Source organism: Streptomyces sp. BB1-1-1 (genome assembly GCF_031597775.1).
GTDB classification, from domain to species: Bacteria; Actinomycetota; Actinomycetes; order Streptomycetales; family Streptomycetaceae; genus Streptomyces; species Streptomyces thinghirensis.
The window spans coordinates 4,954,820-4,980,511 of sequence record NZ_CP134203.1 but is presented as its reverse complement, the minus strand read 5'-3'; the positions used below and the strand labels follow the sequence as shown (position 1 = coordinate 4,980,511).

Annotated in this window: 22 protein-coding genes and 1 pseudogene; 9 read left to right on the top strand and 14 right to left on the bottom strand. The window is 73.3% G+C overall.

Features of this window, described 5'->3' with window-relative positions:
- Entirely contained in the window at nucleotides 1-1,008 is a 1,008-nt protein-coding gene (locus RI578_RS23020) for a helix-turn-helix domain-containing protein (protein ID WP_310872837.1), read from the top strand.
- Between the two features lie 412 nt (nucleotides 1,009-1,420).
- On the opposite strand, the gene RI578_RS23015 is transcribed toward RI578_RS23020, so the two are convergent.
- The 3 genes from RI578_RS23015 to RI578_RS23005 all read right to left on the bottom strand — a co-directional run bounded on the left by RI578_RS23015 (nucleotide 1,421) and on the right by RI578_RS23005 (nucleotide 3,411).
- The gene (locus RI578_RS23015; protein ID WP_310875834.1) at nucleotides 1,421-1,897 is read right to left on the bottom strand and encodes an ATP-binding protein; all 477 of its coding nucleotides are present in this window, start codon (nucleotides 1,895-1,897) and stop codon (nucleotides 1,421-1,423) included.
- 508 nt (nucleotides 1,898-2,405) lie between these two features.
- Nucleotides 2,406-2,918: an EF-hand domain-containing protein gene (locus RI578_RS23010; RefSeq protein WP_310872836.1), complete on the bottom strand. Its 513-nt coding sequence runs from the start codon at nucleotides 2,916-2,918 to the stop codon at nucleotides 2,406-2,408.
- A 112-nt stretch (nucleotides 2,919-3,030) separates the two neighbouring features.
- Nucleotides 3,031-3,411, bottom strand: a complete 381-nt coding sequence (locus RI578_RS23005; RefSeq protein WP_310875833.1) for an STAS domain-containing protein — start codon at nucleotides 3,409-3,411, stop codon at nucleotides 3,031-3,033.
- A gap of 389 nt (nucleotides 3,412-3,800) precedes the next feature.
- Here RI578_RS23005 and RI578_RS23000 point away from each other — a divergent pair, with 389 nt between their 5' ends.
- A complete protein-coding gene (locus RI578_RS23000) occupies nucleotides 3,801-4,391 on the top strand; it encodes a sigma-70 family RNA polymerase sigma factor (protein ID WP_310872835.1) in 591 nt (196 codons plus the stop codon).
- A complete protein-coding gene (locus RI578_RS22995; RefSeq protein WP_310872834.1) occupies nucleotides 4,388-5,818 on the top strand; it encodes a zf-HC2 domain-containing protein in 1,431 nt (476 codons plus the stop codon). Before RI578_RS23000 ends, RI578_RS22995 begins: the two co-directional genes overlap by 4 nt.
- A gap of 165 nt (nucleotides 5,819-5,983) precedes the next feature.
- On the opposite strand, the gene purU is transcribed toward RI578_RS22995, so the two are convergent.
- Nucleotides 5,984-6,877 carry a formyltetrahydrofolate deformylase gene (gene purU, locus RI578_RS22990; RefSeq protein WP_310872833.1) on the bottom strand — a complete coding sequence of 298 codons (894 nt, stop codon included), beginning with the start codon at nucleotides 6,875-6,877 and terminating at the stop codon, nucleotides 5,984-5,986.
- Nucleotides 6,878-6,923: 46 nt separating this feature from the next.
- Nucleotides 6,924-7,424 carry an SCO4402 family protein gene (locus RI578_RS22985; RefSeq protein WP_310872832.1) on the bottom strand — a complete coding sequence of 167 codons (501 nt, stop codon included), beginning with the start codon at nucleotides 7,422-7,424 and terminating at the stop codon, nucleotides 6,924-6,926.
- 117 nt (nucleotides 7,425-7,541) lie between these two features.
- Between RI578_RS22985 and RI578_RS22980 the strand changes: the two genes are divergently transcribed.
- Nucleotides 7,542-8,858: an ABC transporter substrate-binding protein gene (locus RI578_RS22980; RefSeq protein WP_310872831.1), complete on the top strand. Its 1,317-nt coding sequence runs from the start codon at nucleotides 7,542-7,544 to the stop codon at nucleotides 8,856-8,858.
- A gap of 48 nt (nucleotides 8,859-8,906) precedes the next feature.
- Here RI578_RS22980 and RI578_RS22975 read toward each other — a convergent pair whose 3' ends face one another.
- Both RI578_RS22975 and RI578_RS22970 read right to left on the bottom strand, forming a co-directional pair.
- Nucleotides 8,907-10,745, bottom strand: a complete 1,839-nt coding sequence (locus RI578_RS22975; RefSeq protein WP_310872830.1) for a hypothetical protein — start codon at nucleotides 10,743-10,745, stop codon at nucleotides 8,907-8,909.
- A 201-nt stretch (nucleotides 10,746-10,946) separates the two neighbouring features.
- Nucleotides 10,947-12,332 carry a transcriptional regulator gene (locus tag RI578_RS22970; protein WP_310872829.1) on the bottom strand — a complete coding sequence of 462 codons (1,386 nt, stop codon included), beginning with the start codon at nucleotides 12,330-12,332 and terminating at the stop codon, nucleotides 10,947-10,949.
- Between the two features lie 294 nt (nucleotides 12,333-12,626).
- Here RI578_RS22970 and RI578_RS22965 point away from each other — a divergent pair, with 294 nt between their 5' ends.
- Genes RI578_RS22965 through RI578_RS22955 form a run of 3 tightly spaced genes read left to right on the top strand, consistent with a single transcriptional unit; the run spans nucleotide 12,627 to nucleotide 15,726 of the window.
- Nucleotides 12,627-13,280: a bifunctional DNA primase/polymerase gene (locus RI578_RS22965; protein ID WP_310872828.1), complete on the top strand. Its 654-nt coding sequence runs from the start codon at nucleotides 12,627-12,629 to the stop codon at nucleotides 13,278-13,280.
- Between the two features lie 50 nt (nucleotides 13,281-13,330).
- Complete coding sequence (locus RI578_RS22960; RefSeq protein ID WP_310872827.1) at nucleotides 13,331-14,107, top strand: ABC transporter ATP-binding protein; 777 nt, start codon at nucleotides 13,331-13,333, stop codon at nucleotides 14,105-14,107.
- Complete coding sequence (locus RI578_RS22955) at nucleotides 14,104-15,726, top strand: transporter (protein ID WP_310872826.1); 1,623 nt, start codon at nucleotides 14,104-14,106, stop codon at nucleotides 15,724-15,726. Before RI578_RS22960 ends, RI578_RS22955 begins: the two co-directional genes overlap by 4 nt.
- Nucleotides 15,727-15,745: 19 nt before the next feature.
- Here RI578_RS22955 and RI578_RS22950 read toward each other — a convergent pair whose 3' ends face one another.
- Both RI578_RS22950 and RI578_RS22945 read right to left on the bottom strand, forming a co-directional pair.
- Complete coding sequence (locus RI578_RS22950) at nucleotides 15,746-16,675, bottom strand: alpha/beta hydrolase (protein WP_310872825.1); 930 nt, start codon at nucleotides 16,673-16,675, stop codon at nucleotides 15,746-15,748.
- Between the two features lie 611 nt (nucleotides 16,676-17,286).
- Nucleotides 17,287-17,979, bottom strand: coding sequence for a metal-dependent transcriptional regulator (locus tag RI578_RS22945; protein WP_121747618.1), 693 nt, complete (start codon nucleotides 17,977-17,979; stop codon nucleotides 17,287-17,289).
- 211 nt (nucleotides 17,980-18,190) lie between these two features.
- On the opposite strand from RI578_RS22945, the gene RI578_RS22940 reads away from it, so the two are divergent.
- On the top strand, nucleotides 18,191-18,946 hold the full coding sequence (locus tag RI578_RS22940; RefSeq protein WP_310872824.1) for an SIS domain-containing protein: 756 nt from the start codon (nucleotides 18,191-18,193) through the stop codon (nucleotides 18,944-18,946).
- A 481-nt stretch (nucleotides 18,947-19,427) separates the two neighbouring features.
- On the opposite strand, the gene RI578_RS22935 is transcribed toward RI578_RS22940, so the two are convergent.
- Nucleotides 19,428-20,831, bottom strand: coding sequence for a PAS domain-containing protein (locus RI578_RS22935; protein WP_310872823.1), 1,404 nt, complete (start codon nucleotides 20,829-20,831; stop codon nucleotides 19,428-19,430).
- Between the two features lie 431 nt (nucleotides 20,832-21,262).
- Complete coding sequence (locus RI578_RS22930) at nucleotides 21,263-22,363, bottom strand: citrate synthase 2 (RefSeq protein ID WP_310872822.1); 1,101 nt, start codon at nucleotides 22,361-22,363, stop codon at nucleotides 21,263-21,265.
- A 305-nt stretch (nucleotides 22,364-22,668) separates the two neighbouring features.
- Here RI578_RS22930 and pdxH point away from each other — a divergent pair, with 305 nt between their 5' ends.
- Nucleotides 22,669-23,355, top strand: coding sequence for a pyridoxamine 5'-phosphate oxidase (pdxH, locus tag RI578_RS22925; RefSeq protein WP_310872821.1), 687 nt, complete (start codon nucleotides 22,669-22,671; stop codon nucleotides 23,353-23,355).
- A 32-nt stretch (nucleotides 23,356-23,387) separates the two neighbouring features.
- Here the strand turns inward: pdxH and RI578_RS22920 are convergent, their stop codons facing one another.
- The 3 genes and pseudogenes from RI578_RS22920 to RI578_RS22910 form a co-directional block, all read right to left on the bottom strand.
- Complete coding sequence (locus RI578_RS22920) at nucleotides 23,388-24,014, bottom strand: TetR/AcrR family transcriptional regulator (RefSeq protein ID WP_310872820.1); 627 nt, start codon at nucleotides 24,012-24,014, stop codon at nucleotides 23,388-23,390.
- Nucleotides 24,002-24,736 carry an enoyl-CoA hydratase family protein gene (locus RI578_RS22915; protein WP_310872819.1) on the bottom strand — a complete coding sequence of 245 codons (735 nt, stop codon included), beginning with the start codon at nucleotides 24,734-24,736 and terminating at the stop codon, nucleotides 24,002-24,004. Before RI578_RS22915 ends, RI578_RS22920 begins: the two co-directional genes overlap by 13 nt.
- A pseudogene (locus RI578_RS22910) lies at nucleotides 24,733-25,644 on the bottom strand (AMP-binding protein); the annotation flags it as partial. The pseudogene RI578_RS22910 and the gene RI578_RS22915, both read right to left, overlap by 4 nt.
- Nucleotides 25,645-25,692 lie beyond the last annotated feature (48 nt).

Sequence of the window (25,692 nt, the reverse complement as noted above, 5' to 3'; positions counted from 1 at the left end):
ATGACGTCCGATCGTACGTACCGCGCACACCGCGTCGTCGTTCTCGCCCTCGACGGCCTGCTCCCCTTCGAACTGGGCATCCCGCAGCGGATCTTCGGGCGCGCCAAGGACGAGCGGAGGCGCCCGCTGTACGAGGTCGTCACCTGTTCGGTGCGCCCGCCGGGGCCGGTGTGCACCGACGCCGACTTCGCGATCCTGGTCGAGCACGGCCCCGAGGCCCTGGCCACCGCCGACACGGTCGTCGTCCCGGCCTCCTACGAGCTGGGCCCCGTGCACGAGGAGGGCGTACTGACCGAGGAACTGGCCGCCGCGCTCGCGCTCGTCCGGCCCGGCACCCGGCTCGTCGCGATCTGCACGGGCGGCTACGTCCTGGCCGCCGCCGGGTACCTCGACGGCCGGCCGGCGACCACGCACTGGGCGTCCGCCGAGCACTTCCAGCGGCTGTTCCCGAAGGTGCGGGTGGACCCGGACGTGCTGTTCGTCGACGACGGCGACGTGCTCACCTCGGCCGGGGTCGCGGCCGGGATCGACCTGTGCGTGCACATCGTGCGCCGGGACCACGGCACCGCCGTCGCCAACGAAGTGGCCCGCCGCACCGTCGTGCCGCCGCACCGCGACGGCGGGCAGGCGCAGTACATCGAGCGGCCGGTGCCCGATCCCCAGCAGTCCTCGACCACCAGCGCGCGCGCCTGGGCGCTCGGCCGCCTCCACGAGCCGATCCAGCTGCGGGACATGGCCGCCCAGGAGTCGATGTCCGTACGCACCTTCACCCGCCGTTTCCGCGAGGAGGTCGGCGTCAGCCCGGGCCAGTGGCTCACCGGTCAGCGCGTCGAACGGGCCCGGCACCTGCTGGAGTCCACCACCCTGTCCGTCGACCAGGTGGCCCGCGACGCCGGCTTCGGCACGGCCCAGTCGATGCGGCAGCACTTGCAGGCGGCGCTCGGGGTCACCCCGAGCGCGTACCGGCGGACTTTCCGTACGGAGTTGTCCACAGCCTGTGGACAGTGAGCGGGAACTTCACCGCGCTCCTTCGGGCCCCCCGGTTCGGCTTTCCCGCACCCCCGGTTCCCCGCACGTGTCGGAACGGCGGCGCGACGCTGTCCGCCCCGAGCATGGCACCGCGCGCCGCCACCCGACTCCGGCGCTCCCGCCCGGCTCCCGTCGCCCCCGAGGGAACCGCCGCCGAATCACGACCCACGCTCGTCGAGGGCTCCGTCACCGAGGCCTCGTCGTCCCCTCGCGGCGAATCGTTGCCTACAAGCGTGAGGAAACGGTCACGATCCGTCAACCGGCAAAGGGGGATTCATCACTTACGCCCCGTATGCGCAGGACGCGCACGGAAGCATGCCCGGCGCACTGCCGCATCACCGCCGCCAGGAGCGGGGGCTCGTGCACCCGGCGCATCCCGCGCCGCCGGCCGCTACACCACTTCGTAGGCGAACCCCTCGAACGCCACCGCGCCGCCACCGCTTCCGCAGACCGGCGCGGCGTCCTCGCGCCCGGCGCAACGGTCCAGTTCGCACCAGATGCGCTTGCCGGCGCCCTCCCGGCTCCAGCCCCAGCGGTCGGCGAGGCCGTCGACGAGAGCGAGACCCCGGCCGCCCGTCGCCTCGCCGTCCACACAGCGAGGCACCGGGGCCCGGCCGCTGGCGTCGTCCACTTCGAGGCGGACGGTCGCCTCCTCGGACTCCTCGGCCACCGCTCCCGGCAGCACCAGCCGCAGCACGGCGGAACTGCCGGTGTGCACCACGGCGTTGGTGACCAGTTCGGAGACGAGCAGGACCAGCGTCTCGGCGAGTGGTTCGTCGGCCTGTATCCCGGCCCCGGCGAGCCGTGAGCGCGCCCACCGCCGCGCACGCCCCACTTCCGAGGGGTCGGGCCGGACCTCCAGCTGCACTTGAAGCACCTGCACCGCTCACACCATCCGAACCGGCGGACACAAAGGCTCGCGCCTCATGAGGGCCACGATCGTAGCCATTCTCTGCATGGCCAGAACAAAGGCCGGGTCAGGGATCACGGAACGTGAATCCCCTGTGGGACAGCATGGTTGACGTACAGTCACGCCAACAAGCGCTTCGGGCATATTCCAGCGCGAAGGAGTACCCGTGCGGCATACTGTGCGACGCTCGTTCCGGGGAGTCGAACAGGCGGCGGCCGACGGCCGTTCCACCCTGCGAGGCAAGGCGCACACCGCCGGTTCCGGAGCCGCCCCAAGGGCAACTCCGGCACGGCTGGCGCTCGGGACCACTCGCATCCCACACAAGGTACCGGAGTGTGGCGCCGACTCCGGGCCGTGACGGGTCACACGGCGGACACAACCCGGTATCAACGCTCTGTGATGCCGTCCTGCCACGATCCGCGACATCTGTTCGGGAAGGCGATGACGGCCGCCGGCGCGGGACGCGCTACTCGGGCACGGTGAAGTAGCGGGCGAAGGCCGGGACGATCTCCGCCTCCCCCACCTTGCCGTCGCCGTCCGCGTCGAGCGCCTCGGCGACCGGCCGGGCGGCGTCCCCGGGCACGCCGAGCGCGGTGAGCACCCGCGCGGCGGCCTCGACCGTGGCGGCTCCGTCACCCTCGGTGTCGGCGACGTCCAGCGCCGCGTGCAGGAAGGGCCGGGCGATCTCGGCGAACCGGTCCGGGTTGTCCCGCAGCCGCTTGACCGCTCCGGACACGAACTCCTCGCGGGTGATGCGCTGGTCGCCGTCCCGGTCGGCGATGCCGGCCATGCCCTGCCAGAACGCCTCCGCGCCGCCGTACAGGGCCTGGCCCTTCTCGGAACGGGCCGCGGTGCCGAACTCGGCGAGCACCGCCTTGGCCGCTCCGCTGAAGTCCGAACGGTCGATGTAACCGTTGCCGTCCTGGTCGAAGGTGGCGAACCGCGCGGCGATCCTGCGCTCGTACTCGCTGTTGACCATTGTCTTCTCCGGCCGCCTCACGTCGTCGGTTTCGGTGGGTGCGTATCGCTCGTGCGCAGCCCCGTGCGCAACGCTGGGAGCGTACGACGCCGGGCGCGACCGCGGGCGGGATCTACGCGGAGAGCGGGCGCGGTTCGTCGCCGGTCGCCGAGGCGAGGTCGGGGTGGACGTCGAAGAGCCGGCGCACCCCGAGCGCGCCCAGGACGCGGTTGACGTGGGAGCCGTCGACGGCTCCCTGGGCGGGCAGTATCAGGCGGAGCCGGCCCTGACAGGAGCGGATGAGCCGCCGGGAGGCGATGAGCACGCCGACGCCGCTGGAGTCGCAGAACAGGACCTCGGAGAGATCCAGGACAAGGCTGTGCCGCCCCTCGGCCACCTCGTCGTGCACGCGCTGCCGCAGCACCGGTGACGTCACCAGGTCCAGTTCGCCCGACACCTGGAGCACGGCCCACTGGCCCTGCTCGCCGCCGATCACGTTGAACGTCACCACCATGCCCTTCATTCGTCGGAACGTCCGGAATCACCCGAAACGGAAGCCATGCTTACGCTTCTTGGCGGCGCGCCTGCCCACCGGCCGTTCCCGCAAACGCCCGCCCGGAAACGGGGTCCGGTCAGAAGAGGCTTGTTTCAGACGGTTTCGATCCTGTTCGATCGAATCCGGTCGCACGTTAGAGGGTAGGTGAGGCGCATCGGGGGCGTTTACCATCTGCGGGCCGTCGGGGGCGCGCATTGGCACAAAGGGGCGTGCGGTGTCGGACGTGCCGACTACATTCGGGGAGACGGTGGCCGCAGGCTGGAGACCGGCACGGGCAGGGAACGAGCCGCACGAGCACGCACGAGTACGGAACGAGCAGAGGACCGCACAGGGGGTGAAGGGGCCGTATGGCGAAGAGGGACGTACCACTGCGCTGGGACCGCAAGATGCAGCAGCGGCTCGCGCGTGGGGAGGCCGCCGCCCTGGGCGAGCTCTACGACCGGTTCGCCTCGCTCGTGCACGGCCTGGCGCACCGCGTGCTCGGTGACGAGCGGGCCGCCGACCGCATCACGCGCGACGTCTTCGCGCACGTCTGGGAGCACCCGGACGCCTACGACCCCCGGCAGGGCCCGCTGCGCACGTGGGTCGCCACGCTGACCCACCGCCTGGCCGTGCAGCGGCTGCGCGCCACCGAGACGGCCGCCCTCGCCCGCGGCGGACCAGGCACCACCGAGGAGCTGGAGAGCAAGGTGCGCCACGCCTCGGTCGCCGCCCGCGCCGACTACATCGTCCAGTCCATGCCGGCCCCGCTGCGGGCCGCCCTGGAACTGGCCTACTTCCAGCGCCGCGACTACCGCCAGACCGCCGCCGACCTCGGCGTCACGGAGGACGAGGCCCGCCGCCGCCTCCGCCTCGGCCTCCAGCTCCTCTCCACCGCCCGCGACGCCGGCGCCCCGGAGACCCCCGGGGCGCCGCCGGGATACGGGGGTGCGGCATGAAGGGGGCGTACGACGACAACGGGGGCTTCGAGGCTCCCGACGGCCCGGGCGCCGAGGGGGCCGGGGAGGGGTCCGGGGGGCCGACGGGGCTCGGGGGGCCTGATGGGCGAGCTGGTGGATCTGATGGCCCTGATGGGCCTGATGGTCAGCCTGGTGGGGTTGATGCACCTACGCCCAACCGTGGGGTCGATGGGCCCGACGAGCCGGCGTCCCACGGCGGAGGCGGCGGGTCCGGTCCCGGTCCGCGCATACCGCTGCCCCGCGCGTCCGTCGAGGACGGCGGGCAGACGCTGCCCGACGCGGTGCCGGGCGGGGCGGTCGCGCTGGGACACCACGTGCTGACGTCGCTCCTAGGGGCGTGGGCGCTGGCCGCCTGCTCGGCCGAGGAGACCGCGGCCGTCGAGGAGCATCTCGGCGAGTGCGACGCCTGCGCCGAGGAGGCGCTGCGGCTGCGTGAGGCCGTCGCGCTGCTCCAGCGACCGGAGAGCCTCGACCTGGACCCGGCCCTGCGCACCCGCGTCCTGGACGGGTGCCTGGAGCGGCGCCCGCCGCGCATCCCGGTACCGGAGTGGGCCACGCCGTACGACGCCGAGACCGCGCGGCTGGACGCGCTGCTCCAGGACATCGGCGACGCCGAGTGGCACGCGCCGGTGCGGCTGCGCTGGTTCCAGGCCGACGAGGCCGCGAGCCGCCGTACCACCGTCGCCGGGGTCATCGCCCACCTGCTGACGGTGGACGGGATGGTCGCGGTCACCCTGGGCCTCGACGACCCGCTGGGCGACATCACGGCGCCCACCCCCGCGCCGGCCGGCCGCACCGAGGCGTACTGGCGGGCCTCGCACTACCCGCCCACCCGCGCGGTGCGCGCTCCCTGGCGCGAGCAGAGCCACGGCATCGTGCGCACCGTGTCGTTCACCGGCGACGCGGGCCGGATGCCGGTGTCGTACGGCGACTTCGAGCTGCCGCTGCACGACGCGATGCTGGACCGGGCGTTCGAGTGCTGGGTGCACGCGGAGGACATCGCCGACGCGGTGGACTACCCGTACGAGCCGCCCTCCGCGCGCCATCTGAACCGCATGATCGACCTCGCGGCCCGGATGCTGCCGGGCGCCCTGGCGGCGCGCCGCCGGGCCGGGCTGGCCGCTCCGGGCATCCGCCCGCACCTGGTCACGGCGGGTGAGCCGGGGCGCAGCCTGCGGCTGGAGATCGAGGGCTCGGGCGGCGGCGAGTGGCTCATCCCGCTCGACTCCCCGGGCGCGGTGGGCTCCGCCGAGCACGAGGTGGCCCACGTCGCCCTGGACGGCGTGGAGTTCTGCCGGCTGGCCGCGGGCCATGTGCCTCCGGCGGAGGCGGCGGCGGGTCAGCTGGGCGACCGGGAGGCGATCAGGGACGTGCTGTTCGCGGCGGCGAGCTTGAGCCGGATGTAGGGGGCGGTGACTGTTTCGCCGGGTGCTGCGGGGGCGTCGTGGCGGGTCGCGCCGTTCCCCGCGCCCCTTGAGTGCGTGCAGTGGGCGCCCCTTCAGGGGCGCGGGGAACGGCGCGAGCAACCACCGACCACCCGCAGCCGCCGCTGAACCAGAACCCCCACCCCGCTAGGCGAACACCACCGTCCGCCGCCCGTTCAGCAGAATCCGACGCTCGGCGTGCCACTTCACGGCCCGCGCCAGCGCCTGGCACTCCACGTCCCGCCCCACCGCGACCAGCTGGTCCGGCGTGACGTCGTGGCCGACCCGCTCGACCTCCTGCTCGATGATCGGCCCCTCGTCGAGGTCGGCCGTCACGTAGTGCGCGGTCGCGCCGATCAGCTTCACGCCCCGCGCGTGCGCCTGGTGGTACGGCTTCGCGCCCTTGAAGCTCGGCAGGAAGGAGTGGTGGATGTTGATGATCCTGCCGCTGAGCTGCTTGCACAGGTCGTCCGAGAGGACCTGCATGTAGCGGGCCAGCACGACGAGTTCGACGTTCTCCTCGCGCACGATCTCCAGGACGCGCGCCTCGGCCTCCGCCTTGGTGTCCTTCGTCACGGGGATGTGGTGGAAGGGAATGTCGTAGGACCCCACCAGCTCGGCGAAGTCGGTGTGGTTGGACACCACCGCCGCGATCTCCACCGGCAGCGCGCCGATCCGGGCCCGGAAGAGCAGGTCGTTCAGGCAGTGCCCGAACCTGCTGACCATGAGCACGATGCGCATCTTCTCGTCGGCCCGGTTGATCTGCCAGTCCATGTGGAAGGCGTCACCGATGGCCGTGAAGCTGGCGCGCAGCTTGTCCACGGTCACCGGCTCGTCGGCCGAGAAGTGGACGCGCATGAAGAACAGTCCCGTGTCGTGGTCGCCGAACTGCTGGCTGTCCTCGATGTTGCAGCCGGTCATGAACAGGTAGCTCGAAACGGCGTGCACGATGCCCTGCTTGTCGGGGCAGGACAGGGTGAGGACGTACTGGTCGGCCGGGGCGGCGGCCCGGGAGGCGGCCGCGGAGGACTGCTCGTTCATGCAGGACAGGTTCCCATATCCGGACCCGCTCCCGGTGGGCGTCCCGTCAGGCGGACCGGGTCAGGATCTGCAGCACCTCCAGCGTGCGCGGCTCCGTCTCCGGGTCCTCGCCGTCACCGGCGGCCAGCCGCACGTGCGCGTCGCGCGCCGCCCGCACCGCCTCCGGCCAGTCCGGGTGGTCGAGGTAGGCGTGCACGGGCGCGTCCGGCCCCACCTGGTGCATGATCCGCAGTACGCGCAGCACGGCGGTGTCGACGAGCGCCGCCTCCTGCGAGTCGCGGAAGACCGTGCCCACGTACTTCTCGGCGGACCAGTGATCCAGCCAGGTGTCCTCCACCAGCCGGTACACCGCGTCGGTGACGTCGCCGTAGCCGTCCACACCGGCCAGCCAGACGTCCCGCTGGAAGGCGGGGGCGGAGAGCATGTGCAGCGCTGAACGCACCTGGCTGCGCCAGCGCCACCACGGCATGTCGTTGAGTGGCATGCCGCCCATGGTGGAGGAGCGACGGCCGCGACGGGAAGAGTTCTCCGAACCTTGCACGGTCATCGATCGTACGTTCCCCTCCACCCGTGCCTCACCGCCCCCCGTAATTCACCTCCGCGTCACCACGCGTTGACCGCAGATCACTTACAGGTTAGCCGTGTGACGGAATCGTGCGGGTACATGACCGGCAGGCGACCCACCCGCAGCACCTTCCTCCGCGGCCTGATCGGCCGCTCCCGGGCCACCCGCACCGGCGCTCTGTCCGCGGGCGCCCTGGTGGCGTGTGCGTCGCTCGCCGTCGGCTGCGGGATCGTCCCCGGTGCCACGGGGGGCTCCGGGGACGATCCGATCACCGTCATGACCTGGGCCCCGCAGGACACGGGCGCGACCAACAAACCGGGCATGCCCGCCTTCGCGCAGGCCTACGCCCGCTGGATCAACGACCGGGGCGGCCTCGCCGGCCGCGAACTCAACGTCCTGACCTGCAACGACCACAACGACGGCATCGCCGCCGCGAAGTGCGCCCGGCGCGCCGTCAAGGAGAACGCGGTCGCCGTCGTCGGCTCCTACAGCCAGCACGCCGACTCCTTCTTCCCCGTGCTGGAGGGCGCCGGCATCCCGTACATCGGCGGCTACGGCATCACCAACACGGAGTTCACCAGCCCGCTGTCCTACCCGGTCAACGGCGGCCAGCCGGCGCTGCTGGCCGGGCTCGGCAGCACGCTCGCCGACTCGTGCGGGCCCGTCACGCTCGTCCGGCCCGACACCATCGCGGGCGACCAGCTGCCCGTGCTGCTCGACTCGGGACTGACCGCGGGCGGGCACGAGCGGGCCCACGACCAGCGGGCGGCGGAGGACGCCACCGCGTACGACGGGCAGTCCGGGCAGGCGCTGGAGCGCACGACCACCGACCCGGCCGAACCGGGGTGCGTGGTGCCCGTCCTCGGGGACCGCACCGGCACCTTCATGGACTCCTTCCGGCGGGCCCGCGAGGATTACCCCGAGGTGGGTACCGCGAGCGTGCTCGGCAGCGTCGACCAGACCACGATCAACGCGAGCGGCGGGGCGTCCGGGCCCTACGAGGGGGCGTACGTCACCGGCTGGTACCCGGCGGTGAACGACCCGGCCTGGGATGCGATGAAGAAGGTGATCAAGGAGCAGTCGTTCGGGGACAACGACGTCGACGCGGCGGACGCCGGGGTGCAGACCACCTGGATCGCGTACACCGTCCTCAAGGCGGCCGTCGAGTCGCTCGGCGACGGCGAGGTCAGCGCCGACACCCTGACCCGCGCCCTCGACGACGGGCTGAAGATCGACACGGGCGGGCTCACCCCGCCCCTCCAGTGGGAGTTCGCGGACAAGCTGGCGTCGGTCGGCTTCCCGCGCCTGGTCAACGCCGAGGTCACCCTCCAGGTCGTACGGCAGGGCCGCCTGGTGTCGGCCCGCGAGGGCGCCGTGGACACCACCCGCACCCTGCGGAACGCCGACGTGGCCTGAACGAGCCGGCGGCACGGGCGGCCCGGCGGGGGCCGCCCGCCCGGCGGGTCACAGCTGGGTCGGCCGGCGTTCCGTCAGGCCGTACTTCTTGGCGATGGTGTTCCAGAGCTTGGCGGCCTCGGTCTTCTCCTTGCTCGCCGTGACGCTGTCCCGGTTGCCGGCCTGGGTGTGGCTGGTGGTGCGGGCCTTGCCCTTCTTGCAGCCCTTCTTGCCGGCCGTCTGGTCGGCCCAGGCCGCGTAGTGGTTGTCGGCCGACGCGGAGGCCTGCCACGCCTTGGTGAGGGCGGTGGTCAGCTCGGTGTGCTGCGGCAGCTTGTCCACGGACAGCTGGGAGAGGCTGGTGACCAGCCCGGTGCGCTGCTTGGCGGCCTCGCGCAGGTCCTTGGCCGCCTTGGGCAGGTTGTCGCAGGACTTCACGTCGCCGACGGCGTTGATCACCGTGGTCCGGCCGGTGCCGCTCTCGGCCAGCAGCTTGTCCAGCTCGACGGCCTGCTGCCGGACCGGGTCCACGGACGGCGAGGCGGGGGCCGACGTGGACTCGGAGACCGGGGCCGTGGCGGACACGGTCTGGTTGCCGCCCTCGTCCTCCTCGCCACCGCCGCCGGCCATCATGGCGCCGGCGCCGACACCGACGACGGCTATGCCGACGCCCACGGCCGCGAGGAGCGGCAGGCGCGAACCGGTCCGCCCGCCGCGGCCACCCCGGCCGCCCCCGCCGTCGTGCCCGCGTCGCCTGCCACCGCCACCACCGCCGCCGCCCGGGCCCTGCGAGGCGTACGTGGGCTGGTCGCCGGGGCGCGGATGCTGCGGCTCGTCGAAGGCGGGCAGCTGCTGGGTGGCGGAGGCGGGGCCGTCGGCGCCCGGCGCGCTGCGGAAGAGGTTGTCGAACTCGGCCGGCGGCTGCCGGCCCTCGTCACCGCCGGGCACGGCACCGTACGGGGCCGGGGCGGGGCCGCCGGGCACGGGCGCGATGAACTGGGTGGCCTCGGCGTCGGGGTGGGGCGCGGGCGCGGCGGGGGCGGGCTGGTAGCCGGCCGTGGGCTGCGCGGGGTACTGCGGTGCCCGGCCGAGGAACTGCGTCGACTCGGCGTGCGGCTGGGCGGGTCTCTCCGGAGGCAGCGCTCCCGGGGCCACGGGGGGTATGTACTGCGTGGCGCCCTCGTCCGCGGGTATCCCGACCGGCGGCAGGTACTGGGTGGCACCCTCGTCGGCGGGCGCCGGGAGCGCGGAGGGGTGCGGCGCGTGCGGCTGGGGCGCCTGCGACGCGTGTGGCTGATACGCCTGGGGCTGGGGCGCGGACGGCTGGGGCGCAGGCGCCTGGGGCGCGGGCGCCTGGCCGTGTTGGCCGTGCTGGCCGTGCTGGCCGTGCTGACCGTGCTGGCCGTGCTGGCCGTGCTGGCCGTGCTGGCCGTGCTGGCCGTACGTCGGCTGCGATCCGTACGCCTGGCCGTCGGCCGGTCCGCCGTACGCCGGGGCCTGCGCGCCCTCCGGGGGCAGCGGACCCGGGCCCGCCTGGGGCGGCAGGGCGCCGGGTGCCTGTGCCGGGCCGCTCCGCGCGGGCCAGCCATGCGAGGCGGACTGCTGGGCGGGCGGCTGGGCGGCCGACGGGTCGGTCTCCGGGGTCCCCCAGGGCTGGGCGCCGGGCGGCGTGGGCCAGCCCTGGCCGCCCTGGTCCTGGGCCGGGCTCTGCTGCTGCTCGGGGCCCCACGGCCGGTCCCAGGCCTGGCCGCCGGGCGGCGCCGAGGCGGACACGGGCCGACCCGCCTGGGGGCCGGCGGGTCCGCCGGCCGAGCCCGGCAGCAAGGGCTCGCCGCCGTCCGAGGGCAGCACGATGCCTTCGTGCGCTTGCCGCGCCGAGGGCTCCTCGCCCTGTCCACTCTGCGTCACCGGGACTCCTACGAATGGGGGACCTTCGGAATCGTCGGCTCACGCTACCGGGTCCCCGGAGCCCACTGCCACGCCGCATGGGGCGTGGACTCCTTCCCTGTGACGGCAGTAACAAAACCAGGCCGCGGCACGCTGTTCATGGCGCCTGCCGCTCACCGCGCCGTCGTTTCCGGCGCGTTCACGCGTCCGCGGCCCGTTCGTTCACGCGGCGGCCTGCAGGTCGAGCCGCGCCCCGAACTCCCTTACCACCGCCTCCTCCCGGTACGGTTCCAGCCGGGCCTGGAAGTCCTCCAGGTACTCGGCGCCCCGGTTCGAGCGCAGCGTCTCGAGGAGTTCCACGGCCTTCGTCGCGGTGTTGCAGGCCTGTTCGACCTCGCGCTGCTGCACCTGCGCGGTGGCGAGCAGCACATGGCCGATGGCCCGCCTGCGTGCCCGCGACTCCGGATGCCCGTCCAGGGACTGCCGCGCGTACCGTGCCGCCGCGTCGGCCTGTCCGAGGTCCCGGTGGCAGTGCGCCAACTCGTCGGCCAGATAGGCCTCGTCGAAGTGCGCGATCCACACCGGGTCGTCCCCGGAGGCCGGATCGGCCGTCTCCATCGCGCCGACCGCCCGCCCGGCCGCCGTGTGGGCCGCCCGTACGTCGCCCAGCAGCGCGTGGCCGCGGGCCTCGGCCGCGTGGAACATCGCCTCCGCGCGCGGCGTCACCCGCCCGCGCGCCCCCTCCTGCGCCGCGCGCGCCAACTGAGCGATCTCACGCGGGTTTCCGAGCTGTGCGGCCAGGTGGCTCATGGACGCGGCGAGGACGTACCCGCCGTAGCCGCGGTCCCCGGCCGCCTGCGCCAGCCGCAGCGACTGGATGTAGTACCGCTGGGCGAGGCCCGGTTGCCCGGTGTCGACGGCCATGTATCCGGCCAGTTCCGTCAGTCGGGCGACCGTGGCGAACAACTCCCGCCCGACCGCCTCCCGGTAGGAGCCGGCCAGCAGGCCGGAGACGACGCTGTTCAGGTAGTGCACGACGACCGGGCGCACGTGCCCGCTGCCGTACTGGTGGTCCAGGTCCACCAGCGCCTGCGTCATCGCCCGCACGGCCGCCACGTCGGACTGGCCCACCCGCGGCCCGGCCGAGCGCGACACCTGTGAGTCGGGAGCGGAAATCAGCCAGTCCCGGCTGGGCTCGACGAGCGCGGACGCGGCGACGGAGGAGCCGGACAGGAAGTCCCGGCGTCCCACGTCGCTGCGCCACAACTCGCAGACCTGCTCGATGGCTCCCAGTACCGTCGGCGAGAACTGGAGGCCGACGCCCGACGCGAGGTTCTTGCCGTTGGCCATGCCGATCTCGTCGATCGTGACCGTGCGGCCCAGCTTGCGTCCGAGCGCCTCGGCGATGATCGCCGGTGCCCGGCCGCGCGGTTGCTGCCCGCGCAGCCAGCGGGCCACGGACGTCTTGTCGTACCGCAGGTCGAGGCCGTGCTCGACCCCGCACATGTTGACCCGGCGGGCGAGGCCCGCGTTCGAGCAGCCCGCTTCCTGAATGAGCGCCTGCAGTCGTTCGTTCGGCTGCCGCGCGACGAGCGGCCTTGCGGCCATGGCGTAACCCCCATGCGGTCTCATGCGGTCTCGGTGCTGTCCCGGCGGACGAAAAGTTCCGGCCGTGAAGATCAATGCCCCGTCGATGTGCCGACAATGCGAGACTTGCGAAGCTTGCGAGGATTGCCGGAGCAACGGCTGACGTCGGCCCCACACGTGGCTACCCAGCTCCCGCGGCGAATCCTCCCGCGCGCCCCCATGCATGCACCCATGCGCCCCGGATGCGGAATCGATGCTCCTCCCCCGCGCGCACAGCCCCCGTAACCCCCGGTGAGCACGGGAGTTGAGTTCCACGTGGAAGAGACCATCCCCGGCACCGAAGCCGCTCAGATCCCCCAGCAGCGCGGCACATCGCTGCTGGAGACCGCCGTACGCTATGCCGAGGAGCGCCACTGGGACGTGTTTCCCGGTACCTGGTTGGTAGCCGCCGACGGCGCGCAGCACTGCTCCTGCGCGGACCCCGCGTGCGCCGCCCCGGGCGCGCACCCGGCGCGCGAGGACTGGGCGACGCAGGCGACGGGCAGCGCGACCGTGGCCCGCCGGATGTGGCAGAAGCAGCCGACGGCGTCGATCCTGCTGCCCACGGGGCGGACCTTCGACGCGATCGATGTGCCCGAGACCGCGGGGTTCCTGGCCCTGGCCCGGATGGAGCGGATGGAGCTGACGCTGGGGCCGGTGACGCTGACGCCGGACCGGCGCATGCGGTTCTTCGTCCTCCCGGGGGCCGCGGTGAAGGTGCCGGACCTCGTGCGGCGGTTGGGGTGGTCGCCGTTGTCCCTCGACCTGACGGCGCTGGGGGAAGGGACGTACGTGGCCGCGCCGCCCACCCGGTACGGGACGCGGGGGGCCGTGCAGTGGGCCTGCCGGCCGACGCCGGCGAACCGGTGGCTGCCGGACGTGGAGGAGCTGATCTCGCCGTTGGCGTACGCGTGCGGCCGGGATCGTTAGGGATCGTCAGGCCCGTTCCCCCGTAGGGTTTCGACTCGACGGAGGGAGACGTGGTGGCTGGTAGCGCCGTACGTGTGCAGGGGCTCTGGAAGCGGTTCGGGCAGCAGGCCGCCGTGGGCGGGATCGATCTGGAGCTGCCCGCGGGCAAGTTCATCGGGCTCGTCGGGCCGAACGGGGCGGGGAAGACCACCACCCTGTCCATGGTGACGGGGCTGCTCAGGCCGGATCAGGGGTCGGTCGAGGTCGTCGGGCACGACGTGTGGCGTGATCCGGTGGAGGTGAAGGCCCGCATCGGGGTGCTGCCCGAGGGACTGCGACTGTTCGAGCGGCTGTCCGGGCGCGAACTGCTCGCCTACACGGGACGGTTGCGCGGACTGCCCGGGTCCGAGGTGGACAAGCGGGCCACGCAGCTGCTCGACGTGCTCGACCTGTCCGGAGCCCAGCACAAGCTGGTCGTCGACTACTCGACCGGCATGCGGAAGAAGACCGGGCTCGCGGCCGCGCTGCTGCACAACCCCGAAGTGCTGTTCCTGGACGAGCCGTTCGAGGGCGTCGACCCGGTATCCGCCCAGACCATCCGGGGCGTCCTCGAGCGCTACACCGCCTCCGGGGCCACCGTCGTCTTCTCCTCCCACGTCATGGAGCTGGTGGAGTCGCTGTGCGACTGGGTGGCCGTCATGGCCGCCGGCCGCATCCGCGCCACCGGCACACTCGCCGAGGTGCGCGGCGAGGCGGCCTCGTTGCAGCAGGCGTTCCTCGAACTCGTCGGCGCCGGGGCCCGCGACGCCGGTTCCGACCTGGACTGGCTGGGCGGCGGTTCCCGGTGAGCGCCGAGGCCGCGTCCGCCCCGGCCGCCCCGGCCCCTGCCTCCGTCACGTCCGTCTTCGTACGGCTGAAACTGTCCCTGCTGCGCAACGGGCTGCGGCAGTCCGGTGGCCGGCGGGCCGCCTACATCGCCTCGGCCGTCGTCGTGCTGCTCTTCGCCGCGCTCCAGCTGATCGGTCTGATCGCGCTGCGCGGATACGCGCACGTGGACTCGCTGGTCGTCCTGCTGGCGGCGGTGCTGGGCCTCGGCTGGGCGGTGATGCCGCTGTTCTTCCCCGGCGGCGACGAGACGCTCGACCCGACCCGGCTGGTGATGCTGCCGCTGCGGCCCCGCCCGCTGGTCCGGGCGCTGCTCACGGCGTCGCTCGTGGGCATCGGGCCGCTGTTCACGCTGTGCATGTTCGCCGGTTCCGTGGTCGCGGTCGCGCACGGCGGGGCGGCGTACGCCGTCGGAGTCGTCGGCGCCGTCCTCGCGCTGCTGGTGTGCGTGACCCTCGCCCGGGCCGTCGCCGCCGCCAACGTGCGGCTGCTGACCAGCCGCAAGGGACGCGACCTCGCGGTGCTGAGCGGGCTGGTCGTCGCGATCGGGGCGCAGCTCGTCAACTTCGGGGCGCAGCGGCTCGGCTCGTCGGGACTGGAGCAGCTCGACCCGGCGGCGGCCGTGCTGCGCTGGGTGCCGCCCGCGTCGGCGATCGGCGCGATGGACGCGGCGAGCGACGGGTCGTACGGCATCGCGCTCGCCCAGCTGGCGCTGACCGCGGTGGCCCTGGTGCTGCTGCTGTGGGTGTGGGAGCGCCACCTGACGCGGCTGATGACCACGCCCGACGGCTCCACCCTGCAGAGCGACACCCGGCCGGTCCGCGAGCGCGGCTCGGCCGGACTCGCCCGGCTGCTTCCCGCGGGCCGCACCGGCACCACCATGGAGCGCGCCCTGCGGTACGTGTGGCGCGACCCCAAGACCAAGGCGGCCTGGGTGACCTCGCTGGCCATCGGTCTGATCGTGCCGGTGTTCAACGCCTGGCAGGGCACCGGCTCGGTCTACTTCGCCTGCTTCGCCGCCGGGATGCTCGGCATCCAGATGTACAACCAGTTCGGGCAGGACACGTCCGCGTTCTGGATGGTCGCGATGACGATCTCCTCCACTCGGGACGCGTACGTCGAGCTGCGCGCCCGCGCGCTGGCCCTGCTGCTGATCACCCTGCCGTACGCCACCCTCGTCACCGTCCTGACCACGGCGATACTCGACGACTGGCGGACACTGCCCGAGGCGCTCGGCCTGTCCTTCGCGCTGCTCGGCGCGATGCTGGCGACCGGCGCGTGGACCTCGGCGCGCTTCCCGTACTCCATCCCGCAGGAGGGGTACAAGAACGTCGCCCCCGGCCAGGTCGGGCTGGCCTGGATCTCGATCTTCGGCGGCATGGTCGGCGCGGCCCTGCTGTGCGCTCCGGTGATCGCGCTGACGATCTGGCTGAACGTGCGCGAGGGCGGCGACGGCGGCTGGCCGCTGCTCCCGGTGGGCGCGGTGTACGGCGCCGCGCTGACGCTGCTCGGTCTGCGGCTGGCCGCGCCGCGCACGGCGGGGCGGCTGCCGGAGATCCTGACGGCGGTCAGCAAGGGGTGACGGGGCGTCCCGGGGTCGGTCAGCTTTCCCGGAGGGAGTCCAGGAAGGGTTCGATGGCCGCCCGCCACGCCTCCGGCTGGTCGTAGTGGACGAGGTGGCCGGCGTCGGCGACCTCCGCGTACTGGCCGCGGGGCAGCACGCGGACCATCTCCTGCGCCTCGGCCCGGCCCAGCTCGCCGTCGAGGCCGCGGACGACCAGGGTCGGGCAGCGCACCTGGGCCAGCTCCTCCCAGTGGGCGTCGTAGACCCAGGTCTCGCGGGACCTGAGCATCTGCTCCGGCTCGAAGACGGGGCGCCAGCCGTCCGGGGACTCGGCCATCACCTCGGCGTAGAACGCGCCCCGGGCCGGGTTCGGCCGCTCCACCCACGGGTCGTCCTCGCCGAACCACTTGCGTACGTCGGCGAGCGTGGCGAAGGGGACCGGCCAGGCGCGGAACCACTCGGTCCAGGTGTGCTGCGAGGCGGCGCCGAGCGCGGAGGCCCGCATGTCGCAGATGATCAGGCCGCGGACCAGGTCGGGGCGTTTGGCGGCCAGCTGCCAGGCGGTCAGCGCGCCCATGGCGTGGCCGATCAGGACGGCCGGGCCGAGGCGGAGCTGCTCCAGGGTGGCCTCCAGGTCCTCGACGTAGGCCTCGCGGGTGTAGGACGCCCGCGGGGGCTTGTCGCTGCGGCCGTGGCCGCGCTGGTCGAGGGCGACGGCCCGGTGTCGCTCGGAGAGCCAGCGGGCGGTGGGGGCCCAGTGCGAGGCGCGCCCCATCAGGCCGTGCAGTAAGAGCACGCCCGGCAGGTCACCGGCCCCGTACGCGGCACTCCCCCGGACCGGGTCCGTCGGGGCCGCGTCCCCCGACGCCGTGTCATGCGTCCGGTGGTCGGTCTTGGGAGGGTCGCCGAACTCCCAGGCCGCGAGGCGTACGCCGCCCGCGCCGGTCACGTCGATGCGCCGCGCCATAGGTCCTGGCACCCCCAAGCTCCGCTCGGACCGCCCGCCCCTGCCGGGCCGGCCGGTCCTGTGAACCGTGTTCTGCCTGCCGTGCCTTGCCGTACCTGCCGTGTGTCCGCGACACCCGCCGTGGTGTCCGCGACCGATCGATATCCGCAGAGTATCGAATGCCTATTCGAGAATGCCGTTCCGGCGGGCAACACCCCTCATTCGAGTGACACCTCTCAGGGATTGATCGCCGCCGCCGGGGGGAGATCTTCAACGGGAGGCGGACCGCTCGGGGAAAACGGTCCGAGGGGATTGACCCTGAGAGCTCGGGGCTCCGGGTCAGCACAGGGGAGGACAGGCCCCGGCGCCGCAAGGCGCCGGGGCCCTCTCCATCTCTCCGGCACGCCCCACCCCTCTCCGTCCGGCCTCTCCGACCTGGCGACATCGCTGTCAGGCCACGGCCAAGAGCCCCCGCACGTCATATGCCTCGCGCGACAGCCTTGCACGCGAAGCGTTCGGGCGCTGCGATTCGGCGCACTGAATCTCGGAAACGACGGGATCGGCTCGGTGGCGCAAATCCCCCTCGCGTGGCGGGAAGTTGACGACCCGACGACCAACGGCCCGACGACCGCTCAGCGCTTGGCGACGAACACGTGGGAGGCGACGTCCGCCTCCAGCTCGGCCGCCTCGCCGCCGCTGCCCACCAGCACGCCGCCCGCCGACTCCGTCACGCTCACCACCGAACCGGGCTGCACGCCCGCCCGGCGCAGTGTGTACATCAGCTGCGCGTCCGTCTGGATCGGTTCGCCGATACGGCGCACGACGACCGTCTTGCCCTCCGGCCCCGGGTCCAGGTCGGCGAGGGACACCATGCCCTCGTCCAGGAACGGGTCGGCGATGTCCGTCTCGCCCAGCTCCTCCAGGCCCGGGATCGGGTTCCCGTACGGCGACTCGGTCGGGTGCCGCAGCAGCTCCAGCACGCGGCGCTCGACGGCCTCGCTCATCACGTGCTCCCAGCGGCAGGCCTCGGCGTGCACCTGCTCCCACTCCAGGCCGATCACGTCGACGAGCAGGCACTCCGCGAGCCGGTGCTTGCGCATCACGCGGGTGGCCAGCCGACGGCCCTCGTCGGTCAGCTCCAGATGCCGGTCGGCCGCCACGGACACCAGACCGTCGCGCTCCATCCGCGCCACCGTCTGGCTGACCGTCGGGCCGCTCTGGTCGAGCCGCTCGGCGATCCGGGCGCGCATGGGGACCACACCTTCCTCCTCCAGCTCGAGGATGGTGCGGAGATACATCTCCGTGGTGTCGATCAGTCCGGACATTCGTGCCCCTTGATGAGATTGCCGGAGGCTACGGCCCACCGGCGCGTGCGCTGGCCCTGCATTCAATTCTGACGCATACCACCGACAACCGTGCCTCGCCGTGGAAACCCGGGCCCGCACGGCCCGCTGTGCCGCGTTGACGCCGTATTGACACCGCACTGGTCCAGACCGCACGGTGATCCGCGACGCAGCCACACCGAAGGGGTCCCGCATGAGCGACCGCAAGCCGGCCGGCCAGTTCATCGACGCCGCGATCGACCTCCTGCGACGCGTCCGCGACGAGGAGGCCGACACCGTCGAGGCGGCCGGCACGCTGCTCGCCGACACGGTGCAGAACGGCGGCCGGCTCTTCGCCTTCGGCGCCGGTCACTCCTCCCTCGCGGCCCAGGACGTCGTCTACCGCGCCGGCGGACTCGCCCTGATGAACCTGCTCGCCGTGCCCGGCGTCGTCGGCGTGGACGTGATGCCGGCGACGCTCGGCTCCGCGCTGGAACGCGTCGACGGCCTCGCGAGCGCCGTACTGGACTCCTCGCCGCTGCGCGAGGGCGACGCCCTGGTGATCATCTCCCTCTCCGGGCGCAACGCCCTGCCCGTGGAGATGGCCCTGAACGCCCGCGCGCTCGGCGTACGGGTCATCGGCGTGACCTCGGTGGCGTACGCCTCGCAGACCAAGTCGCGGCACACCTCCGGGACCTTCCTCAAGGACCACTGCGACATCGTGCTGGACTCCAAGATCGCCGTCGGCGACGCGGAACTCACCCTCGACACCGTCCCGGCGCCCTTCGCACCCGCTTCCACGGTCGTCACCAGCGCCCTCCTCCAGGCCGTGATGGCCACGACGGCCGCCACCCTCGCCGACCGGGGCATCGAGCCCCCGCTGCTGCGCTCGGGCAACGTGGACGGCGGCCACGAGTGGAACGGACGCGTACTGGAGCAGTACCGGGACCGGATCTTCTACCGCCGCTGAACGACTACCGCGAGGCGGGGGCGACGGCGCGGGGCAGCCCAACGCGGGGCGTACGGCGCGGGGCGTACGGCGCGGAGCAGCCCGGCGCGGGGCGTGCGGCGCGCCGCACGGCCCTCACCCGAACCCGCAGAGCACCACCGCGCGGTGCCTGGCGGGACCCGCCGTCACAGACCTGGCCGGGCGGCGAGCCCCCCGCGGCCGCGCCGGGCTCGCCGCCCGGGCGCCGCAAGGGCGCCGTCCGGGACCGGTGCCAACGTCCGCCCCGCCTGTCCCGCGCCCTCCGCTACCGCCGCCGCGCCGGGCCTGCCGCCCGGGCCCCCGGCAAGGGCGCCGTCCAGGGCCAGTGCCCAGGTCGGCCCTGGCCGTCCCGCGCCCTCCGTTACCGCTTCTCCACCACGCCGCCCAGGCCCGCAGCCCAGGCCCCGCAAGGGCCCCGTCCGGGACCGGGCCCAGGTCGGCCCCGGTCGTCCCGCGCCCTCCGCTACCGCTTCTCCACCGCCCCGGCCAGGTCCAGTGCCGTCGCGATGCGGACCGCCACGTCCTCGGCGTACATCGCGTCGGGGCGTTCGAACGCGCTTCGTCCGGCGCCCCGCAGGAACGTGACAACGCCCAGCGTCCGGCCCCGGCTGCGCAGCACCGCGCACAGGCCGTGCACCGTGTCCGCCGGCCACTGCCGGGCCGCGGCCCACTCGCGCACCTGCTCGGCCTGCACCGCCCGGACGCCGGCGCTGGCCCGCACCGAACCCGCCCGCTCCACGCACTGCACCGCCGGATGCATCTCGCCGTAGCGCACCGGCATCCCGGCCGTCCCGGTCGGCACGCTCGGCCCGGGCGCGCCGGACGGCGTGGCCGCGACCCGGACCAGCCGGACCGGCTCCGACGCGTCGGTGTCGGCCACCGCCCCGCCCACGACCCGGTCGATCAGGGCGTGGTCGGCGAACCCGGCGAGCGCGAAGTCGAGGTGGACGACCGCCGCCTCCGCCGGGTCCTCGCACTCGGCCGCCGCACGCGCCGCGCGGTGCAGCTGGTTGCCGCGGAAGCGCAGCAGGGCCGCCTCCTGCTCGGCCTGCTTGCCCTCGGTGATGTCCTCGAACAGCCAGCCGACGCCCAGCGGCACCGGCTCCTCCGCCAGCGGAGACGCCAGCCGCACGAACCCGCTGCGCCAGCACCGGCGCCGCTCGCCCTCCGGGGTGCGCACGCTCACCCAGACCTCGGCGGGCGCGGGCGGCGCGCCCTCCGCCAGCACGTGCGTCAGCGCGTTCTCCAGCTCCTCCACGCCCTGGGCGAGCAGATCCCCGAGCGGCCGGCCCAGTACGGATGTGCGCCCGGCGCCCAGCGCACGCGCCGCGTGGGCGTTCACGACGGCGGGGCGCAGGTCCACGTCCACCAGCACGACACCCCAGCTGGCATCCTCCAGCAGGGCCTCGCTCAGCGCGATGGACCGCTCCAGGTCGATCTGCGCGTGCACCTCGCTGAACGCGCAGTACACCCCCGCGGGCCTGCCGTCGGGACCGCGTACGGCCGCGGACTGGGTGCGCACCAGCACCCGCCCACCGTCCTTGGTCAGCAGCGCGAACTCGTGCACCTGCCGCCCCGGGGCCCGCATCGCGGACAGCAGCCGCTCCTCGACCTCCCCGGCGTCCGCCCGGCGCACGGCCCACCCGGCGAAGCCCTGCCGCCCCACGGCCTCGGCCGCGGTCCAGCCCAGGATCCGCTCCGCCTCGCGGTTCCAATGGGTGACGATGCCCTGCGCGTCGAAGGCGCACAGGGCGGCGTCCATCCCGTCGAGGAGCGCGGCCAACAGGTCCGCGCCGTCCCGCTCGGGCTGTTCCGGTTCGTCCGGTCCCAGCTCGTCGGTGGTCCCACTACGCCGGGAAGCACTCACCTGGACCCCCTGCAGGCTGCGTCCGCCGTACGGTACGTCGGTTCGCTCACTGGCCTTCATTCAACTCGAACGTGATGCAGCACACATCGAGTTCCCGCAAGATTGCAGAAATCGTTGTACTGCGGAAACTCCGCATACGCCCCCGTCATGAGGGGGAAAAAACCGATTGCTCGGCGGCCGACCGGTTCCTAGGGTGTGGAGTACACAAGAAGGGAGGTGGTTCGGCAGATGTATGAGAACCGGACGCGTGAGGTGGCTGCGGGCTAGCGGCCCGTCACCACACCGAGTGCGGTGCCGGACCAGCGCGTGAAAGACGCGTGCAGCCGGCCCAATCCCAAGCAGTCACCCGACCCGCGAGTCGCCGGTAAGTCCGGCCGGCTCCTCCACTGGAGGAACCAGACTCGCGGGTCGTCTGCGTTCTACGGGACTCGTCAGTCCGCGATGTCGGCGTAGCCCTCGATGTCGCGCGGGTCGCGGGAGCCCGGGCCCACGTAGCGGGCGGAGGGGCGGACCAGGCGGCCGGTGCGCTTCTGTTCCAGGATGTGGGCCGACCAGCCGGCCGTGCGGGCGCAGGTGAACATCGAGGTGAACATGTGGGCCGGGACCTCGGCGAAGTCCAGCATGATGGCGGCCCAGAACTCGACGTTGGTGGCCAGGACCCGGTCGGGGCGGCGGGCGTGGAGCTCCGCCAGGGCGGCCTTCTCCAGGGCCTCGGCGACCTCGAAGCGCGGGGCGCCCAGTTCGCGGGCGGTGCGGCGCAGGACGCGGGCGCGGGGGTCCTCGGCGCGGTAGACGCGGTGGCCGAAGCCCATGAGGCGTTCACCGGCGTCGAGGGTCTTATTGACGTAGGCCTCGGCGTCGCCGGTGCGCTCGATCTCCTCGATCATGTGCAGGACGCGGGAGGGGGCGCCGCCGTGCAGCGGGCCGGACATGGCTCCCACGGCGCCGGAGAGGGCCGCCGCCACGTCCGCGCCGGTGGAGGCGATGACGCGGGCGGTGAAGGTGGACGCGTTCATGCCGTGCTCGGCGGCGGAGGTCCAGTAGGCGTCGACCGCGGCGACGTGCTTGGGGTCGGGCTCGCCGCGCCAGCGGATCATGAAGCGTTCGACGACGGACCGCGCCTTGTCGATCTCCCGTTGCGGGACCATGGGCAGGCCCTGGCCGCGGGCCGACTGGGCGACGTAGGACAGGGCCATGACGGCGGCGCGGGCGAGGTCGGCGCGGGCCTGCTCGGCATCGATGTCCAGGAGGGGTTTCAGGCCCCAGACGGGTGCGAGCATGGCGAGCGCGGACTGCACGTCGACGCGGATGTCCCCGGAGTGGACCGGGATCGGGAAGGGCTCCGCCGGCGGCAGGCCGGGGTTGAAGGCCCCGTCGACGAGCAGGCCCCAGACGTTGCCGAAGGAGACGTGCCCGACCAGGTCCTCGATGTCGACGCCGCGGTAGCGGAGGGCGCCGCCCTCCTTGTCGGGTTCGGCGATCTCCGTCTCGAACGCGACGACTCCCTCTAGCCCGGGTACGAAGTCGGACATCAGGCGGCTCCTCGTGATCGTGATGTGTGGCGACCGGTGCGGGGGCGGTGCGGTCGTCCCCATGGGCCCGCCGGTCCATGGGATCCGGCAGGACCGTCGGATCGGGCGGGTCCGTCGGATCCACGGTCGTGTCGACGACTCGCGGTCCTGGCGGTCACCCCTGTGATGCCCCGTACGGTCGGCGGTCATCCAACCGGATCGGGAGCAAGCACGATATCCCCGAGTGCCGCGCTTGGGGAGGGGCTGCGGCACTCAGTGCCACTGGGTGACATAAGACACGGGCGCATCGGCCCGGATACGGCAGGATGGCCGATGTGACCGATCGCGAAGCCGACCCCGCCGTTCCCTTCGATCTCGCCTCGATGCGCAAGCAGTACCGGGCCGAGGGGCTCGCGGAAACCGAACTGGCCGCGACTCCCGTCGAGCAGTTCGCGCGCTGGTTCAAGCAGGCCGCGACGGAGGGCGGGCTCTTCGAGCCGAACGCCATGGTCGTCTCCACGGCGGACGCGGAGGGCCGGCCCGGCTCCCGCACGGTGCTGCTGAAGCACTTCGACGAGCAGGGATTCGTCTTCTACACCAACTACGACTCCCGCAAGGCGCGTGAACTGGCCGAGAACCCGCACGTCTCGCTGCTGTTCCCCTGGCACCCGATGGCCCGCCAGGTGATCGTGACGGGGGTCGCGCGGCGGACCGGGCGGGACGAGACCGCCGCGTACTTCCGCACCCGGCCGCACGGCTCCCAGCTCGGTGCCTGGGCCAGCGTCCAGTCCGCGGTGGTGGCGGGCCGGGACGCCCTGGACTCCGCGTACGCCGAGCTGGCGGCGCGTTACCCGGAGGGTGAGCAGGTGCCGGTGCCGCCGCACTGGGGCGGGTTCCGGGTGGTGCCGCGGGCGGTGGAGTTCTGGCAGGGTCGGGAGAACCGGCTGCACGACCGGCTGCGGTACGTGGCGGAGGACGGCGGAGGCTGGCGGGTGGAGCGGCTCAGTCCGTGAGCGGCCCGACCGGCGACTCCGAACGGCGTCGCTCAGTCCAGCGCCCCGTCCAGCAGCCGGGCCCACTGCTCGATCACGCCTTCCCGGCGGGCGGCGTCGTCGGTGAGGAGATTCGCGAGGCCCAGACCCCGGGCCATGTCGAGGAGGCCCTGGACGGTTTCCCGGGCGCCGGGGCGGGCCTCGTCGGCGCCGAGGAGGTCGACCGCTATGCGGTGCGTCTCGCGGCCGACGCGGGCCTCCAGCTCGGTCACCCGGCCGCGCAGCTGCTCCTCGTTGGAGGCGGCCACCCACAGGTGGAGGGCGGCGCGGAACAGGGGGCCCGTGTAGAGGTCGACCAGGGCGGCCACCACCGCGCGGCGGTCCGCCGCCGTCGCGCCCTCCGGGAACAGGGCGCGCAGCGCGACGGAGCGTTCCTCGGCCACGTACTCCACGGCCGCCGTGAAGAGGTCCTCGCGGGTCGGGAAGTGGTGCTGGGCGGCGCCGCGGGAGACGCCGGCGTGTTCGGCGACGACGGAGACCGTGGACCCCGTCCAGCCGTGTTCGGCGAGGCAGGCCACGGCGGCTTCGAGGAGCCGTTGCCGGGTGGCCCGGCTGCGGTCCTGCTTGGGAACGCGCTCCGCGCGGTCGGCCGTGTTCACGGCACCGCTCACACCACCCATTCCGGATCCCGTCGTTCGAGGAAGGCCGTCATCCCCTCGCGGGCCTGCGGGGAGGCGAACAGCCGGGCCGAGAGCGCGGTCAGGTCGGCCGCGTCCCGGTCGAAGGCCTCCAGCACCCTAGCCGTGAGCAGCCGTTTCGTCTCGGCCAGCGCCTGTGGTGAGGCGCGACGCACACCGTCCAGTACGGGTTCCAGTACGGCGTCCACGTCGTCGCCCGCCGCCGTGACCAGGCCCATCCGGGCGGCCTCGGCGGCGTCGAAGCGTTCGCCGGTGAGGTAGTGGCGGGCGAGGGCGCGGGGGACGGTGCGGGGCAGCAGCGGGAGGGAGATGACGGCGGGAGCCACGCCGACGCGGACCTCGGTGAAGGCGAACGTCGACGCGGTGGACGCGCCCGCGATGTCGCAGGCCGCGAGCAGACCGAGGCCGCCCGCGCGGACGTGTCCGGCGACGCGCGCGACGACCGGCTTGGGCAGCTCGACGATCTGCCGGAGCAGGGCGACGAGGGCGTCGGGGTCGGGCGGGTCGCGCAGGTCGGCGCCGGCGCTGAAGGTGTTGCCGGTGTGGGTGAGCAGGACGGCGCGTACGCCGGTGTCCTGGCCGGCTTCGGTGAGGGCGGCGGCCAGGTCGCCGACGAGGGCGGCGGAGAGGGCGTTGCGGTTGTGCGGGGAGTCGAGGGTGAGGGTCTCGACGCTCCGCTCCCGGGTGCGGCCGACGAGGCTCATGAACGGCCCCGCAGTTCCCGGCGGAGGATCTTGCCGCTGGCCGCCCTGGGCACGCCGTCGATGAAGGTGACCCGGCGGACGCGTTTGTAGGGGGCGACGCGTTCGGCGACGTACATCATGATCTCGCCCGCCGAGAGTTCGGGCGCGTCCGGCCGGCGCACCACGAAGGCGTGCGGCACTTCGTTCCCGTCGTCGTTGCAGGCGCCGACGACGGCCGCGTCGGCGATGCCCGGGTGGGTGAGCAGGAGGGCTTCGAGTTCGGCGGGGGCCACCTGGAAGCCCTTGTACTTGATCAGCTCCTTGACGCGGTCGACGACGAACAGCCAGCCCTCGGCGTCGACGTGCCCGACGTCCCCGGTGTGCAGCCAGCCGTCCCCGTCGATCATGGCGGCGGTGGCGTCGGGGCGGCCCAGGTAGCCCTTCATCACCTGGGGTCCGCGGATGAGGATCTCGCCGGACTCGCCGACGCCGAGGTCCTTGCCGGGGTCGTCGAGGGAGACGACGCGCATCTCGGTGCCGGCGATCAGCTTGCCGACGGTTCCGGGCGGTGCGGCGCTCATCGCGTCCAGCGGGACGACGTGGGTGCCCGGGGAGAGTTCCGTCATGCCGTACGCCTGGCCGACGGGCGGCAGGCCGAGCCGCCGCGAGCAGGCGGTGGCGAGCTTCGCGTCCAGGGGGGCGGCGGCGCTGACGATGTACTTCAGGGACGAGAGGTCGTAGTCGGCGACCAGGGGGTGCTTGGCGAGGGCGAGGACGATCGGCGGGGCGACGTACAGGCTGGTGATGCGGTGGTTCTGGATGGCGGCGAGGAACTGCTCCAGGTCGAAGCGGGGCAGCACGACGACGGTGGCGCCGAGCCGCAGCGGGGCGTTCATGAGGGCGGTCAGGCCGTAGATGTGGGACAACGGCTGTAAATGACACCCAAGCATCGGGCCCCCTTCTCTGCGCTGATGTGC

Coding starts and splice junctions, on each gene's coding strand:
- RI578_RS23020 (WP_310872837.1), top strand. CDS start 1: ATGACGTCCGATCGTACGTACCGCGCACACCGCGTCGTCGTTCTCGCC.
- RI578_RS23010 (WP_310872836.1), bottom strand. CDS start 2,918: ATGGTCAACAGCGAGTACGAGCGCAGGATCGCCGCGCGGTTCGCCACC.
- RI578_RS23005 (WP_310875833.1), bottom strand. CDS start 3,411: ATGGTGGTGACGTTCAACGTGATCGGCGGCGAGCAGGGCCAGTGGGCC.
- RI578_RS23000 (WP_310872835.1), top strand. CDS start 3,801: ATGGCGAAGAGGGACGTACCACTGCGCTGGGACCGCAAGATGCAGCAG.
- RI578_RS22995 (WP_310872834.1), top strand. CDS start 4,388: ATGAAGGGGGCGTACGACGACAACGGGGGCTTCGAGGCTCCCGACGGC.
- purU (WP_310872833.1), bottom strand. CDS start 6,877: ATGAACGAGCAGTCCTCCGCGGCCGCCTCCCGGGCCGCCGCCCCGGCC.
- RI578_RS22985 (WP_310872832.1), bottom strand. CDS start 7,424: ATGACCGTGCAAGGTTCGGAGAACTCTTCCCGTCGCGGCCGTCGCTCC.
- RI578_RS22980 (WP_310872831.1), top strand. CDS start 7,542: ATGACCGGCAGGCGACCCACCCGCAGCACCTTCCTCCGCGGCCTGATC.
- RI578_RS22970 (WP_310872829.1), bottom strand. CDS start 12,332: ATGGCCGCAAGGCCGCTCGTCGCGCGGCAGCCGAACGAACGACTGCAG.
- RI578_RS22950 (WP_310872825.1), bottom strand. CDS start 16,675: ATGGCGCGGCGCATCGACGTGACCGGCGCGGGCGGCGTACGCCTCGCG.
- RI578_RS22945 (WP_121747618.1), bottom strand. CDS start 17,979: ATGTCCGGACTGATCGACACCACGGAGATGTATCTCCGCACCATCCTC.
- RI578_RS22940 (WP_310872824.1), top strand. CDS start 18,191: ATGAGCGACCGCAAGCCGGCCGGCCAGTTCATCGACGCCGCGATCGAC.
- RI578_RS22930 (WP_310872822.1), bottom strand. CDS start 22,363: ATGTCCGACTTCGTACCCGGGCTAGAGGGAGTCGTCGCGTTCGAGACG.
- pdxH (WP_310872821.1), top strand. CDS start 22,669: ATGGCCGATGTGACCGATCGCGAAGCCGACCCCGCCGTTCCCTTCGAT.
- RI578_RS22920 (WP_310872820.1), bottom strand. CDS start 24,014: ATGGGTGGTGTGAGCGGTGCCGTGAACACGGCCGACCGCGCGGAGCGC.
- RI578_RS22915 (WP_310872819.1), bottom strand. CDS start 24,736: ATGAGCCTCGTCGGCCGCACCCGGGAGCGGAGCGTCGAGACCCTCACC.